General features: G+C 71.3%; 13 protein-coding genes. 2 read left to right on the top strand and 11 right to left on the bottom strand.

Going from position 1 to position 14,492, the window contains the following annotated elements; all coding sequences use genetic code 11:
- Window positions 1-53: 53 nt before the first annotated feature.
- Window positions 54-1,031: a GMP reductase gene (locus ACFQZY_RS18015; protein WP_377418513.1), complete on the bottom strand. Its 978-nt coding sequence runs from the start codon at window positions 1,029-1,031 to the stop codon at window positions 54-56.
- A 207-nt stretch (window positions 1,032-1,238) separates the two neighbouring features.
- Here ACFQZY_RS18015 and ACFQZY_RS18010 point away from each other — a divergent pair, with 207 nt between their 5' ends.
- Window positions 1,239-3,656, top strand: coding sequence for a UvrD-helicase domain-containing protein (locus ACFQZY_RS18010; protein WP_377418510.1), 2,418 nt, complete (start codon window positions 1,239-1,241; stop codon window positions 3,654-3,656).
- A 36-nt stretch (window positions 3,657-3,692) separates the two neighbouring features.
- Here ACFQZY_RS18010 and ACFQZY_RS18005 read toward each other — a convergent pair whose 3' ends face one another.
- From ACFQZY_RS18005 to ACFQZY_RS17990, 4 genes are all read right to left on the bottom strand, one after another.
- The gene (locus tag ACFQZY_RS18005) at window positions 3,693-3,902 is read right to left on the bottom strand and encodes a hypothetical protein (RefSeq protein WP_377418507.1); all 210 of its coding nucleotides are present in this window, start codon (window positions 3,900-3,902) and stop codon (window positions 3,693-3,695) included.
- A 95-nt stretch (window positions 3,903-3,997) separates the two neighbouring features.
- Complete coding sequence (locus ACFQZY_RS18000; protein ID WP_377418504.1) at window positions 3,998-4,768, bottom strand: BPSS1780 family membrane protein; 771 nt, start codon at window positions 4,766-4,768, stop codon at window positions 3,998-4,000.
- A 25-nt stretch (window positions 4,769-4,793) separates the two neighbouring features.
- Entirely contained in the window at window positions 4,794-5,768 is a 975-nt protein-coding gene (locus ACFQZY_RS17995) for a homoserine kinase (RefSeq protein ID WP_377418501.1), read from the bottom strand.
- An 18-nt stretch (window positions 5,769-5,786) separates the two neighbouring features.
- Window positions 5,787-6,104 carry a hypothetical protein gene (locus ACFQZY_RS17990; RefSeq protein WP_377418498.1) on the bottom strand — a complete coding sequence of 106 codons (318 nt, stop codon included), beginning with the start codon at window positions 6,102-6,104 and terminating at the stop codon, window positions 5,787-5,789.
- Window positions 6,105-6,147: 43 nt separating this feature from the next.
- On the opposite strand from ACFQZY_RS17990, the gene polA reads away from it, so the two are divergent.
- Window positions 6,148-8,982: a DNA polymerase I gene (gene polA / locus ACFQZY_RS17985; protein WP_377418496.1), complete on the top strand. Its 2,835-nt coding sequence runs from the start codon at window positions 6,148-6,150 to the stop codon at window positions 8,980-8,982.
- 24 nt (window positions 8,983-9,006) lie between these two features.
- On the opposite strand, the gene ACFQZY_RS17980 is transcribed toward polA, so the two are convergent.
- From ACFQZY_RS17980 to ACFQZY_RS17955, 6 genes are all read right to left on the bottom strand, one after another.
- Window positions 9,007-9,924 carry a type II secretion system F family protein gene (locus ACFQZY_RS17980; RefSeq protein ID WP_377418493.1) on the bottom strand — a complete coding sequence of 306 codons (918 nt, stop codon included), beginning with the start codon at window positions 9,922-9,924 and terminating at the stop codon, window positions 9,007-9,009.
- Between the two features lie 10 nt (window positions 9,925-9,934).
- Window positions 9,935-10,924, bottom strand: a complete 990-nt coding sequence (locus ACFQZY_RS17975; protein WP_377418490.1) for a type II secretion system F family protein — start codon at window positions 10,922-10,924, stop codon at window positions 9,935-9,937.
- A 28-nt stretch (window positions 10,925-10,952) separates the two neighbouring features.
- Window positions 10,953-12,347 carry a CpaF family protein gene (locus tag ACFQZY_RS17970; RefSeq protein ID WP_377418635.1) on the bottom strand — a complete coding sequence of 465 codons (1,395 nt, stop codon included), beginning with the start codon at window positions 12,345-12,347 and terminating at the stop codon, window positions 10,953-10,955.
- 86 nt (window positions 12,348-12,433) lie between these two features.
- Entirely contained in the window at window positions 12,434-13,585 is a 1,152-nt protein-coding gene (locus tag ACFQZY_RS17965; RefSeq protein WP_377418487.1) for an AAA family ATPase, read from the bottom strand.
- A 10-nt stretch (window positions 13,586-13,595) separates the two neighbouring features.
- A complete protein-coding gene (locus tag ACFQZY_RS17960; RefSeq protein ID WP_377418484.1) occupies window positions 13,596-14,033 on the bottom strand; it encodes a TadE/TadG family type IV pilus assembly protein in 438 nt (145 codons plus the stop codon).
- Window positions 14,030-14,485 carry a TadE/TadG family type IV pilus assembly protein gene (locus tag ACFQZY_RS17955; protein WP_377418481.1) on the bottom strand — a complete coding sequence of 152 codons (456 nt, stop codon included), beginning with the start codon at window positions 14,483-14,485 and terminating at the stop codon, window positions 14,030-14,032. Before ACFQZY_RS17955 ends, ACFQZY_RS17960 begins: the two co-directional genes overlap by 4 nt.
- Window positions 14,486-14,492 lie beyond the last annotated feature (7 nt).

The following is a 14,492-nucleotide window of genomic DNA, read 5'->3' as shown; positions in this document are numbered from 1 at the left end:
GGACGAAGTATGGCCTCCAGCGCCGCGCCGGCGCGTTGCGCTACATCAGCACGTCACATCAGCAGGTGCTCGCCCGCGTTGTCGCCGCCGAGGATCACGTAGTTCACCTTGCGGATGTCCATCAGCTTCGTGCCGCCGGCGTAGCTGATCGAGCTTTGCACGTCCTCGCGCATCTCGCGCAGGGTGTCGGCCAGCTTGCCCTTGACCGGCTCGAGGATGCGCTTGCCCTCGACGTGCTTGTACTCGCCCTTGTTGAAGTCCGAGGCGCTGCCGTAGTACTCCTTGTACAGGCGGCCGTCGACTTCCACCGTCTGCCCCGGGGACTCCTCGTGGCCGGCCAGCATGGAGCCGATCATGACCATGGTGGCGCCGAAGCGGATGCTCTTGGCGATGTCGCCGTGCTCGCGGATGCCGCCGTCGGCGATGATGGGCTTGGTCGCCACGCGGGCGCACCACTTCAGCGCCGAGAGCTGCCAGCCGCCGGTGCCGAAGCCGGTCTTCAGGCGGGTGATGCAGACCTTGCCCGGGCCGATGCCGACCTTGGTGGCGTCGGCGCCCCAGTTCTCCAGGTCGATGATGGCCTCGGGCGTGCCCACGTTGCCGGCGATGACGAAGCTGGCCGGCAGCTTCTGCTTCAGGTAGCCGATCATGCGCTGCACCGTGTCGGCATGGCCGTGGGCGATGTCGATGGTGATGTACTCGGGCACCAGGCCCTCGGCCACCAGCTTGTCCACGGTCTCGTAGTCGGCGGCCTTCACGCCCAGCGAGATCGAGGCGAAGGCGCCCTGGGCATGCATGGCGCGCACGAAGGCCACGTTGTCCAGGTCGAAGCGGTGCATCACGTAGAAGTAGCCGTTCTGCGCCATCCACAGGCAGATCTTCTCGTCCACCACCGTCTTCATGTTGGCGGGGACGACGGGGATGCGGAAGCTGCGCCCGCCGAGGGTGACGCTGGCGTCGCACTCGGAGCGGCTTTCCACGCGGCACTTGCGCGGCAGCAGCAGGATGTTGTCGTAGTCGAAGATTTCCATGACCAGGGCTCCAGGAAGCTGTTGAAGAACAGGGAGAGCGCTTGGATGTCGACCCGGCCGGCGCGGCGCGGGCAAGCCGGCGCGCCAAAAGAAAACCGGGCCAAGATGCTTGGGCCCGGTGATTGATTCTACGGCCAGCCCCCGGGGCGGCGGCATCCGCCGGACGTTATGGGCCTCATACGGCCGCGGGCATTCCTACAATGCCGCATGTTTCCAGATGACGACCCGTTCTCCTCGCCCGCTTCCCTCGACTCCCCCCTGCTGCGAGGCCTGAACGAGGAACAGCGCGCCGCCGTCAGCCTGCCCGCCGAGCACGCCCTGATCCTGGCCGGCGCCGGCTCGGGCAAGACGCGGGTGCTGACCACCCGCATCGCCTGGCTGCTGTCCACCGGCCAGGTCTCGCCCGGCGGCGTGATGGCGGTGACCTTCACCAACAAGGCCGCCAAGGAGATGATGACCCGCCTGGGCGCCATGCTGCCGGTGAACGTGCGCGGCATGTGGATCGGCACCTTCCACGGCCTGTGCAACCGCTTCCTGCGCGCCCACCACAAGCTGGCCCGCCTGCCGGCCACCTTCCAGATCCTGGACACGCAGGACCAGCTCTCCGCGATCAAGCGCCTGATGAAGCAGCACGGGGTGGACGACGAGCGCTTCCCCGCCAAGGAGCTGCAGTGGTTCATCAGCGGCTGCAAGGAGGACGGCCAGCGCCCCGGCGACGTGACCGTGCGCACCGCCGAGGACCGCCACCGCGTGGAGTTCTACCAGCTGTACGAGGAGCAGTGCCAGCGCGAGGGCGTGGTCGACTTCGGCGAGCTGATGCTTCGCAGCTACGAGCTGATGCGGGACCAGCCCGCGGTGCGCGAGCACTACCAGCGCCGCTTCCGCCACATCCTGGTGGACGAATTCCAGGACACCAACCGCCTGCAGTACGCCTGGCTCAAGGTGTTCAGCGGCGGCGGCAACGCCGTGTTCGCGGTGGGCGACGACGACCAGAGCATCTACGCCTTCCGCGGCGCGCGCGTGGGTAACATGGCCGACTTCGTGCGCGAGTTCTCGGTGAAGCACCAGATCAAGCTGGAGCAGAACTACCGCAGCTACAGCAACATCCTGGATTCGGCCAACGAGCTGATCTCCCACAACCGCGGCCGCCTCGGCAAGAACCTGCGCACCGACCAGGGCCCGGGCGAGCCGGTGCGCGTCTACGAGGCGCCCACGGACCTGGCCGAGGCGCAGTGGATCGTGGAGGAGGCGCGCCAGCTCGAACGCGGCGAGGGCTTCGAGCGCAAGGAGATCGCCATCCTCTATCGCAGCAACGCGCAGAGCCGGGTGATCGAGACCGCGCTGTTCAACGCCGGCGTGCCGTACCGCGTGTACGGCGGCCTGCGCTTCTTCGAGCGCGCCGAGATCAAGCACGCGCTGGCCTACCTGCGCCTGCTGGAGAACCCGAACGACGACACCTCCTTCCTGCGCGTGGTCAACTTCCCGCCGCGCGGCATCGGCGCGCGCAGCGTGGAGCAACTGCAGGACGCGGCGCGCGCCGCCGGCTGCTCGCTGCACGACGCGGTGAGCGCCACCACCGGGCGGGCCGGCGCCAGCCTGGGCGGCTTCGTGGCCAGGCTCGATGTCCTGCGCGAGCAGACCCAGGGCCGCACCCTGCGCGAGATCATCGAGCTGGTGCTGGAGCACTCGGGCCTCGTCGAGCATTACCGCGCCGACCGCGAGGGCGCCGACCGCATCGAGAACCTGGAGGAACTGGCCTCCGCCGCAGAGAGCTTCGTCACCCAGGAAGGCTTCGGCCGCGACGCGGTGGCCCTGCCGGTCGACGAGCTCTCGCAGTCCCCCGTGAGCCAGGGGCTGGACCCGGACCTGCCGGTGCAGGACCCGCAGGGCCTGCCCGCCCCCGACCTCGAGACCGGCGAGACGCTCTCGCCCCTGGCCGCCTTCCTCACCCACGCGGCGCTGGAGTCCGGCGACAACCAGGCCCAGGCGGGCCAGGACGCGGTGCAGCTGATGACGGTGCATGCCGCCAAGGGCCTGGAGTTCGACGGCGTCTTCGTCACCGGCCTGGAGGAGGGCCTGTTCCCCAGCGAGCGCTCGATGGCCGACCACGACGGCCTGGAGGAGGAGCGCCGGCTGATGTACGTGGCCATCACCCGCGCGCGCAAGCGCCTGTACCTGAGCCACTCGCAGACCCGCCTGCTGCATGGCCAGACCCGCTACAACATCCGCAGCCGCTTCTTCGACGAGCTGCCCGAGCACTGCCTGAAGTGGCTCACGCCGAAGAACCAGGGCTTCGCCTCACCCGGCTTCGGCGGCGGCTTCAGCGGCGGCAACCGCTGGGGCAGCAGTGGCGGCGGCAGCAGCGGCGGCCGCGGCGGCTGGGGCGGCGGCTCCTCGCGCGAGCCGGCCTCCACCCAGTTCGCCAGCCCGCCGGTGCCGCCGCAGAAGGCCGCGCCCGCGCACGGCCTGAAGGCGAACATGAAGGTCTTCCACACCAAGTTCGGCGAGGGCGTGGTGCTCACGCTGGAGGGCACCGGCGACGACGCCCGCGCCCAGGTGAAGTTCAACCGCCATGGCGTGAAGTGGCTGGCCCTGAGCGTGGCCAAGCTCACGCCGGTGACCTGAGCTTCCGCGGCGCCGCGAACCCTCCGGGGCGGCGCCTCACCGCCGCTGCCGCCGCGGCACCACGTCGCGCGGCAGCGGCTGTGTCGGCGGGAAGTCCGGCTCGCCGGCGCCGTGCAGGCGCTGGAACTCGGCCCACACCTGCTCGCAGTCGGTCTCGGTGACGTCCGGCACCGGCAGGCGCTCGTCGTGCAGGGGGGAGATGGCGTGGGCAGGCTGGGCCCGGTGGCGCGGAAGGCGGCTGGACATGGCGTGGGCGGGCGAGTGGACGGTGCCCGAGCATGCGGCCGGCCGCGCCGGCCTGTCCGTGAAGGAATGCGCGCCGGCCCCGCCGGGGCCGACGGTCAGGCGCCGCCGGTCGAGGTTTCGGGCGGCGTACCGGGCGGCAGGTCCGGCGCCTCGAAGCAGTCGCGGAAGCTGAACCAGATCGAGGTGGAGAACATCGCGGCCAGCAGCAGCGCCACCGGCATCATCACCGCGCGGGCCAGCGAGGGGCCGCCGACCAGGCCGCCCAGCACGCCGAAGACGGTGCCGGTGCCCAGGAACACGGCGAGCCAGCCCAGGCCGTAGACCATGTGCGCGCCGAAGTTGCGCAGCACGGCGACCACGCTGAAGAACAGGCTCTTGACCGGGCTCACGCCGTGCCAGTGCACCAGCGCCGGCGCATGCCAGAAGGCCAGGAACAGCGGCAGGTGCAGGGCCAGCGCCAGCATCAGCGAGGCGTCGAGCTCGCCGGGGCGGGGCTCGGCCGGGGGGCCGGCCAGCAGGCCGGCCAGGCCCGAGGCCAGCACCGAGCCGGCAGCGTAGATCGCGCCGAGCACGAGCATCGCGCGCAGTTCCTGGCGGCCGGCGCGGAACGCGCTCAGGAGCACCGAGGGCATGGGAAAACGGCCCTTGTTGGCCTCGGCGCTCGCGGCCATCAGGCCCAGGGTCGCGGCGGGCACCAGCATGCCGCCCACCACCGGCCCGATCACGGGCAGGACCGACAGCAGCATCACCGCGGCCATGTACATGAAGAACAGGCCCGACATGGCCAGCGGCTGGCGCATGAAGGTGCGCATGCCGGCGCGGACCCAGGCCAGGCCGTTGCGGGGCGGGACGACGTTCAGTTTCATCGTTCGGTTCCAGCGCGCGAGCTTCTCAGGGGTGGACCGGGTTGTCCAGGCGCTGGCGCAACACGCGCTCGAAGTGCGCCGGGTCGTGCGGCTTGAGCATGCTGGCCTCGCGCGGCAGGTGGAAGTCCCACAGGCGCGAGAGCCAGAAGCGCAGGGCGCCGGCGCGCAGCATCGCCGGCAGCAGGCGGTGCTCCACTGGCAGGAAGGCGCGCTCGGCCTGGTAGGCCGAGAGGAAGGCGCTGGCGCGGGCCTCGTCGTGCGCGCCGGTGGCCAGGTCGATGCACCAGTCGTTCAGGCACACCGCCACGTCGAACAGCCAGGTGTCGACACCGGCGAAGTAGAAGTCGAAGAAGCCGGACAGCGCCGGCCCGTCGGGACCCTGGTCGAACATCACGTTGTCGCGGAACAGGTCGGCATGCACCGGGCCGCGCGGCAGGGCGGTGTAGGCCGGGCTCTCGGCCACGTGGTTCTGGTAGGCCAGCTCGCTGCGAAGCAGGTCGGCCTGGGCGGCGTCGATGTAGGGCAGCACCACCGGCACGGTCTCGTTCCACCAGGCCAGGCCGCGCAGGTTCGGCTGGCTGCGCGGGTAGTCGCGGCCGGCCAGGTGCATGCGCGCCAGCATCGCGCCCACCTGGGCGCAGTGCACCGGCGCGGGGGCCAGCTCGCTGCGGCCACGCAGGCGGTCCACCAGGGCGGCGGGCTTGCCGCAGACGCTGTGAAGGATGTCGCCGTCGGCATTGCCCTGCGGGTCGGGAACCGGGATGCCGCGCTGGGCCAGGTGCTTCATCAGGTACAGATAGAACGGCAGCTGCTCGCGGGTCAGGCGCTCGAACAGGGTCAGCACCCATTCGCGGGCCTGGCCGTCCTTCTCGCTGGTGACGAAGTAGTTGGTGTTCTCGATGCCGCCCTGGATGCCGCGCAGCTCGCGCAGCTCGCCCAGGTCCAGATCGCGCAGCAGGGCGCTCGCCGCGTCGGCGGAGACTTCGGTAAAGACGGCCATGGTGGGGGGATCAGCTTCTCAGAAATTCAGCACGTTCCATCGGCGCTGGCCGCCGGGGGCGGGCGTGTCCCGGGTGTCGGCGGGGCGGCTGCGGCCGGTGGCATCGGGGGCGACCTCGTAGGCCGGCATCCCGCCCTTGGGCTGCACCGTGATCCGCTCGGTCTGGCCGCCGTAGCGGCGCTCCTCGATGCGGCTGCCGGCGTCCTCGTGGACGATGCGCTCGACCTTCTGGTTCTGGCGCGGGTCCAGCGGCTCGCGCGCGAGCGCCTGGCCGGGTTGGGCCTGGGCTTGGACGGCGGCCAGCATCAGGCCGCCAAGGAGGAAGGGAAGGCGCATCCACCGGATTGTAGGAGGCCCCCGGCGGGCACAATCGGGCCCCATGAACGACAGCGCCCCGAACGACAGCGCCCCCACCGAGCCGCGCACCGAACCCCGCACCCTGTTGCTGGTCGACGGCTCCAGCTACCTGTACCGCGCCTTCCACGCCATGCCCGACCTGCGGGCCGACCCGGGCGATCCCACCAGCCCGGCCACCGGCGCGATCCGCGGGATGATCAACATGATGCAGAAGCTGCGCAAGGACGTGCGGGCCGACTACGCCGTCTGCGTGTTCGACGCGCCGGGCAAGACCTTCCGCGACGACCTGTACCCGCAGTACAAGGCCAACCGCTCGCCCATGCCCGACGACCTGCGCGCGCAGATCCCGCCGATCCACGAGGTGGTGCGGCTCCTGGGCTGGAAGGTGCTGGACGTGCCCGGCGTGGAGGCCGACGACGTCATCGCCACCCTGTCCTGCCTGGCCACCGCGCAGGGCGTGAACACCGTGATCTCCTCGGGCGACAAGGACCTGAGCCAGCTGGTCAACGCGCAGGTCATGGTCATCGACACCATGAACGACCGCAAGCGCGACGTCGCCGGCGTGCTGGCCGAATTCGGCGTGCCGCCCGAGCGCATGGTGGACTACCAGGCCCTGGTCGGCGACACCGTGGACAACGTGCCCGGCGTGAACAAGGTCGGCCCCAAGACCGCGGTGAAGCTGCTCACCGAGTACGGCTCGCTGGACGCGCTGATCGCCCGCGCCGCCGAGGTCAAGGGCGCGGTGGGCGAGCACCTGCGCGCCGCGCTGGACTGGCTGCCCACCGGCCGCGCGCTGGTCACCATGCGCACCGACTGCGACCTGCGCGAGTACATCCCCGGCCTGCCCGCCTTCGACGACATCGCCCTGGGCGAGCAGGACACCGACAGGCTGCGCGAGTTCTACGAGCGCTACGGCTTCAAGAGCCTGGCCAGGCAGGTGGGCGCGCCCGAGGCGGCTGCCGAGGCGCGGGGCCGCGGCCGCGCCGCCGCGCCATCCCCCGGCCAGGGCGGCCTGTTCGACGAGCCGGCCGGCGATACGCCGGCGGCCGCTAGCCAGGTGCGGTACGACACCGTCTTCACCTGGGCGCAGTTCGACCACTGGCTGGCGAAGATCCAGGCCGCCGACCTGGTGGCCCTGGACACCGAGACCACCTCGCTGGACGAGATGGTGGCGCAGATCGTCGGCCTGTCCTTCAGCGTGGTGCCGGGCGAGGCCTGCTACATCCCCCTGGGCCATGCCTATCCCGATGCCCCCGCGCAGCTGCCGCTCGACGAGGTGCTGGCGCGCCTCAAGCCCTGGCTGGAGGACGCCTCGCGCGCCAAGCTGGGCCAGCACGTGAAGTACGACCGCCATGTCTTCGCCAACCACGGCATCGAGGTGCGCGGCTACCGCCACGACACGATGCTCGAAAGCTACGTGCTCGAGGTCCACAAGCCCCACAGCCTGGCCAGCCTGGCCGAGCGCCACCTGGGACGCACCGGCATCTCCTACGAGGACGTGGCGGGCAAGGGCGCGCACCAGATCCCGTTCTCCCAGGTGGCCGTCGACAAGGCCGCCGAGTACTCCAGCGAGGACTCCGACCAGACCCTGGACGTGCACCGCGTGCTGTGGCCCAAGCTGGAGGCCGACGCCAAGCTGCGCTTCATCTACGAGCTGGAAATCGCCACCAGCGAGGCGCTGTACCGCATCGAGCGCAATGGCGTGCTGATCGACGGCCCCACGCTGGCCCGCCAGAGCGCCGAGCTGGGCGCGCGCATCGTGCAGCTGGAGCAGGAGGCGCATGAACTCGCCGGCCAGCCCTTCAACCTGGGCAGCCCCAAGCAGATCGGCGAGATCTTCTTCGGCAAGCTGGGCCTGCCGGTGGTCAAGAAGACCGCCACCGGCGCGCCCTCCACCGACGAGGAGGTGCTGGAGAAGCTGGCCGAGGACTACCCCCTGCCGGCCAAGCTGCTCGAATGGCGCGGCCTGTCCAAGCTCAAGGGCACCTACACCGACAAGCTGGCGCAGCTGGCCCACCCGCGCACCGGCCGGGTCCACACGCATTACGCGCAGGCGGTGGCGGTCACCGGGCGCCTCTCCAGCAACGACCCGAACCTGCAGAACATCCCGATCCGCACGCCCGAGGGCCGGCGCGTGCGCGAGGCCTTCGTGGCCCCGCCGGGCCATGTGATCGCCAGCGCGGACTACAGCCAGATCGAGCTGCGCATCATGGCCCACCTCAGCGAGGACGAGGCCCTGCTGCGCGCCTTCAACGAGGGCCAGGACGTGCACCGCGCCACCGCCGCCGAGGTCTTCGGCGTGACGCCGCAGCAGGTCTCCACCGAGCAGCGCCGCTATGCCAAGGTGATCAACTTCGGACTGATCTACGGCATGAGCAGCTACGGCCTGGCCAAGAACCTGGGCATCGACAACACCGCGGCCAAGAACTACATCGACCGCTACTTCCAGCGCTACCCCGGCGTGAAGCGCTACATGGACGAGACCCGCCTGATGGCGAAGAGCCAGGGCTACGTGGAGACCGTGTTCGGCCGGCGCCTGTACCTGCCCGAGATCAACTCGCCCAACGGCCCGCGCCGCGCCGGCGCCGAGCGCGCCGCGATCAACGCGCCGATGCAGGGCACGGCGGCCGACCTGATCAAGCTTTCCATGGTGAAGGTGCAGGAGGCGCTGGACACGCTGGGCAAGAAGACCAGGGTCATCATGCAGGTGCATGACGAGTTGGTGTTCGAGGTGCCCGAGGGCGAGGTCGACTGGCTGCGCGTGGAGATCCCGCGCCTGATGGCCCAGGTGGCGCAGCTGCGGGTGCCGCTGCTGGCGGAGGTGGGCGTGGGCCCGAACTGGGACCAGGCCCACTGACCTCCGGCCTACCGACGCCGCGGCTCAACCCGTCCCCGTGATCTTCGGCAGCACCGTCCGGATGATCTGGATGATGGCCGGCCCCAGGATCACCATGATCACCGAGGGAAAGATGAACACCACCAGCGGGAACAGCAGCTTGGTGGGGATCTTGGCGGCCGCCTCCTCGGCGCGCGCCTCGCGCTTGTGGCGCAGGTCGTCCGAGAACACGCGCAGCGAGTCGCCCAGGCTGGTGCCGAAGCGGTCGGCCTGCGTGAGCATGGCGGCGAAGGTGGCCACCTCGTCGACGCCGGTGCGCAGCGCCAGGTTCTTCAGCGTCATCGCGCGGGTGGCGCCGGCGCGCAGCTCCAGGTTGGCCAGGTGCAGTTCGCCGGCAAGCACCGGGCTGCGCGTGGCCATCTCGTCGGTCACCCGGACCAGCGCCGCGTCCAGGCCCAGGCCCGCCTCGACGCACACCAGCAGCAGGTCGGCCGCGTCCGGGAAGCTCTCGAAGATCTCCCGCTGTCGCGAGCGGCGCAGCGCGCGCACCACCGCGTTGGGCAGGTAGACGCCGGCGAGCGCCGCGCAGGCCACGGCGAACAGCTGCTTCGTCGCATTCAGGTCGCCGTGCGCCTGCACCAGCCCCAGCGCCGCCGCCCCCAGGAGCACCGGCAGCGCGGTCTTGGCCGCCAGGTACCACAGGCGCGCGCTGTCGCTGCGCAGGCCGGCCTGCAGCAGCTGCAGCCGCAGGTGCGACTGGTCCCAGTCGCCCGAGGGCAGGGACAGCCGCGCCAGCGGGCCCGCCAGGCGTTGCGCGGTCTCGTGCCAGGAGGTCGCGGGTGGCGCCGCCTCCGGCGCCAGCTGGCGGATCCGCTCCTGCGCGCGGCTGGGGGCGAGGAACAGGTACAGGCTGGCCGCCGCCAGCGTGACGGCCACGAACACGAGGATGGAAAGAACCAGCATGGCTTGCCTCCTACACGCGGATCTTGATGATTCGGCGCATGACCACGCCGCCGACGGCCATCATCAGGAGCAGCACCTGGATCATGGAGCGGCCGATCGGGTCCTGCCACAGCGGGCTCATGAACTGCGGGTTGATCAGGTACAGCAGGCCCGCCAGCGCGAACGGCAGGACCACCAGGATCCACGCTGACAGGCGACCTTCCGCGGACAGCACATGGATCCGGTCCAGGAGCTTCACCCGCTGGCGCAGCAGGCGGCTGAGGCCGCCGAGGATCTCGGTGAGGTTGCCGCCGGCGGTGCGCTGGATCAGGACCGCCACGGTGAAGTAGCGCACCGATGTCAGCGGCACCCGCTCGCACAGGTGCTCCAGGGCCTGCTCCAGCGGCACGCCGTAGTTGGTCTCCTCGTGCACCTGGGCCAGCTCCGCGCCCATAGGCTCGACCGCCTCGTCGGCGGTGATCTTCAGCGCCGAGCCGAAGGCATGGCCGGCGCGCAGCGCGCGCGTGAGCAGGTCCAGCGCGTCGGGCAGCTGCCGCTCCAGCCGCTGCAGGCGGCGCGCGCGCACCACGGCGATGTAGCCCGCCAGCGCCGCCGGCGCGGCGGCCACGGCCGCCACCGGCGCCAGGGCGTGCAGCCCCGCGGCGAGCTGTCCGAGGACCGCGCCCGCCAGCGCCAGGCCCGTCATCGCCAGCGCCACCCGCCCGAGCGACCAGGGCAGGCCGGATTGCACCAGTAACCGGTCGAGGGCGCGCAGGCGCGGCATGCGTTCCAGCCAGGCGCGCATCCAGGGCAGCTCGCGGGCCAGGCGCGGCTTGATCGCGCCGCCGCCGGATTCCTCGCCGGGCGAGGCGATCGCCTCCAGCCGCCTGCGCAGGCGGCGGGCCTCGGGCCCATGGTGGTTGCGCCACAGCAGGTACAGGCCCTCCACGCCCAGCATCAGGGCGATGAAGACCATGAGTCCCAGCAGCCACTGGGACTGGCTCAGGTTCGTTGCGTCCATGGTGAGGGCTCCTCGGGACCGGCCGGTCCTAGTGGATGCGCCGCTGCGGGTCGAACATGTCCTCCGGCAGCTGCACGCCAAAGGCCTGCAGGCGCTCGGAGAACCGCGGCCGCACGCCGCTGGCCTGGAAGTGACCCACCACCTGGCCGCCGGCCTCCACGCCGGTCTGGCGGAAGGCGAACAGCTCCTGCATGGTGACGACCTCGCCCTCCATGCCGGTGACCTCCTGGATGCTGGTCACGCGCCGGCGCCCGTCGATCAGGCGCAGCACCTGCACCACCACCGTGATCGCCGAGGCGATCTGCTGGCGCGCGGCGCGGTGCGGCAGGTTCAGGTTGGCCATGCCGATCATGTTCTCCAGCCGCGCCAGCGCGTCGCGCGGCGTATTGGCGTGGATGGTGGTCAGCGAGCCCTCGTGGCCGGTGTTCATCGCCTGCAGCATGTCGAAGGCCTCGGCGCCGCGCACCTCGCCGATGACGATGCGGTCCGGCCGCATCCGCAGCGCGTTGCGCACCAGCGCGCGCTGGCTGATCTCGCCCAGGCCCTCGAGGTTGGCGGGCCGCGTCTCCAGGCGCACCACGTGGGGCTGCTGCATCTGCAGTTCGGCCGCGTCCTCGATGGTCACCACCCGCTCGTTCTCCGGGATGAACCCGGAGAGGATGTTCAGCAGCGTGGTCTTGCCGGCGCCGGTGCCGCCGGAGATCAGCATGTTCACCTTGGCCTTGACCAGGCCCTCGAGCAGGCGCGCCATCTCGGGGGTGAGCGTCTTGAGCCCCTCGCCGGTGAGGTTGTCCATGCGCAGGGGCACGCGCGAGAAGCGGCGGATCGAGACCATCGGCCCGTCCAGGGCCACCGGCGGGATCACCGCGTTCACCCGCGAGCCATCGGGCAGGCGCGCGTCCACCATGGGGCTGGACTCGTCGATGCGCCGGCCGACGCGCGAGACGATCTTGTCGATGATGCGTCGCAGGTGCATCTCGTCGGTGAAGGTCACGTCGGTCGGCTCCAGCCTGCCGCGCCGCTCCACGTAGACCTGGTGCCAGGAGTTGACCAGGATGTCGGAGACCGCCGGGTCCGCCATCAGCAGCTCCAGCGGGCCGAACCCCAGCATCTCGTGCTGGATGTCGCGGATCAGGGTGGCGCGCTCGGCCACGTTGAGGGCGACCGCCTCCTCCGCCAGCAGCTGCTCCACCGCCGTCGCCAGTTCCTGGCGCAGGGCCTCCGGCGTCATCGCCTCCAGGGCGGGCAGGTCGAGCCGATCGAGCAGCTTCAGGTGGATGCGGCCCTTGACCTGGAGGTAGGGGTCGGCGGCCGCGGCGCGCGCGCCCAGCGACGCCGGGTTCGCCGCGGGCGGGGCGCCGCCACCGGGGCCGGCGTCGTCCCGCCCGGCCTCCGGGTCGAGGGTGGGGAACGGGCCGGGCATGGAGCCGGCCAGCGCGCCCAGGCTCAGGCGCAGCGAGGGGGCGCCCGGGTCTGTGCCCGCAGGGGACGGTGTGGGGTGGTACATGGTCAGGCCTTGCGGAAGAACTTGTCGATCAGGCTGCGGGGCGCTTCGTGCCGGGGGTCGATCGAGTGCGCGAAGTCGTGCAGCTGGCGCGCCACGCCGCTGCCCCGGGCGTTGCGCGCCAGCGGCGCGCCCGTGGTGATGGCGGCATGCACGTCGCGCCAGTCGTTGGCCACCTGGTGCACCTTGACCGGGCCGAGCGCGCGTCTGAGCTCGGACACGCCGATGTCCTGCCCGCGGTGGCAGCGATTGAGGATGAACTCGATTCGGTCGTCCGGGTAGCCCAGCGAACGGAAGGTCGCCGCCAGGCGCGTGGCGTGGCGCAGCTCGGGGATGCCGGCCTGCAGCACGGGGTAGATGCGCCAGGCCCGGTCGAGCACCGCGATGCCGATGCCGTCGAGGTCGCGCGGCAGGTCCACCACCACGTAGTCGTAGTGGGTGACGGCCACCGCCAGCAGGGCCGAGACCACCTCGGGCCGGACCTCGGCGGCGTCGCGCAGGTCGTCCGGCGCGGGCAGCACGTGGTAGCCGGGGCTGACCTTGACCGTGCTGCTGGCGAGCAGCGCGGTGTCGAGCCGGCGGATCTCGCGGGCCACGTCGGCGATGGAGGTGCGGGCCGGCCCGTCATGCACGAAGGACAGCGCGTCGCCGAACTGCAGGTTCAGGTCCAGCAGCAGCACCTGGTGGGTCTCGGCCAGCTCGCTGCCCAGGTTGGTCGCCAGGAAGGTCGCGCCGCTGCCGCCCTTGCAGGCCATGAAGGCCAGCACGCGCCCGCCCTGGCGCGCCTTGCCGGGGCGGCGCTTGGCCTCGAGGCGCTCCACCGTCGCCAGCAGCGCCTGGGACGTCGGGGGCGAGGGCAGGATCTCGCGCACGCCGGCGCGCATCGCCTGCAGCAGGAAGTCCTGCGAGTGGGTGGGGCAGGTCAGGACCACCGTCAGCTGCGGGTCGCTCGCGGTGGCCTGTTCCACCGCGGCCAGCTCGCAGACGTCGAGGCACAGGCCGTCCACCAGCGCCAGCTCGGGCTGGAAGCGTTCGACGATTTCCGGCAGGCGGCTCTTGCCGCCCTCGAAGGTGCTGACCTCGTGGGAGGCGTCCTGCAGCGCCTGCGCCATCTGGGCCAGGTGCTGGGGGTTGGGCGAGATGAGGGCGATCTTCATGGCGCGGCCTTCAGGGGTTGCACAGGGTGCTGCTGTGGGTGTCCTGCCGCATGGACTCGCGCGGCAGGGTCGTGTCGAAGCGGGGCATGGCCAGGGCCGCGACCGAGGCCAGGCCGGGGACCGGGGCCATCCAGCGGTATTGCAGGTCGGTGATGCCGACCCGCACCCGCTCGCAGGTGGCGGGCGAGCAGCCGGCGGGCTCCCAGCTCACGTCCACCGACTGCACCTGCGGCAGCAGTCCCTGCATGCGCGCCAGCACCGGCGCGGTGTCGCCGGAGGTGTCCATGCACGCTGCCGCGTAGCGGGCGCCCGCGCGCGCGGCCTGCGCGGCGCCGCTCCAGGTGAACAGCATCCGGGCGAAGTCCAGCACGCCGAGCAGGAACATCAGGAACACGAGCAGCACCAGGGCGAACTCGATGGCGGTGGCGCCGAGCTGCCGCCGCTTCACAGGTAGCTCCTCATCGACGCGCTGATCGCGGGGAACTCGAGCACGCCGAAGTCCTGACCGAAGGCCGTGGTGAACAGGGACTGGAACTGGTAGCCGGCCACGCGGACCCGGACGATGCGGATCGCCGGGCTGCTGCCCGTGGGGGGCAGCCACTCGCTTTGCACCAGGCCGGTGGACAGGCCGCGCGCCAGCGGCCGGCCGGTCCCGGCGGCGTTGCCATAGACGGCGATGTTGGCGGCCTGGGCCTGGTGGCTGTTCGGCGTGACCATGGACAGGTAGCGCGCCGCGTCGCGCACCGATTGCGTGACCACGCTGTACTCGTAGACGGCGCGGCCGAATTCGGTGGTGATGAACGTCAGCACCAGCAGCATCGGCAGGATCAGCGCGAACTCGATCAGCGCCACGCCGCGCTGCGGGAGGCGGCGGTGCGCAGGGCGGGGCGTAGTGGCCATGGCGGTC

Origin of the sequence: Ramlibacter sp. GCM10027632 (assembly GCF_042675325.1) — a bacterium.
Classification (GTDB): Bacteria; Pseudomonadota; Gammaproteobacteria; order Burkholderiales; family Burkholderiaceae_C; genus Ramlibacter.
The sequence above is the reverse complement of the archived record's forward strand: the minus strand, read 5'-3'. Positions and strand labels throughout refer to the sequence as shown.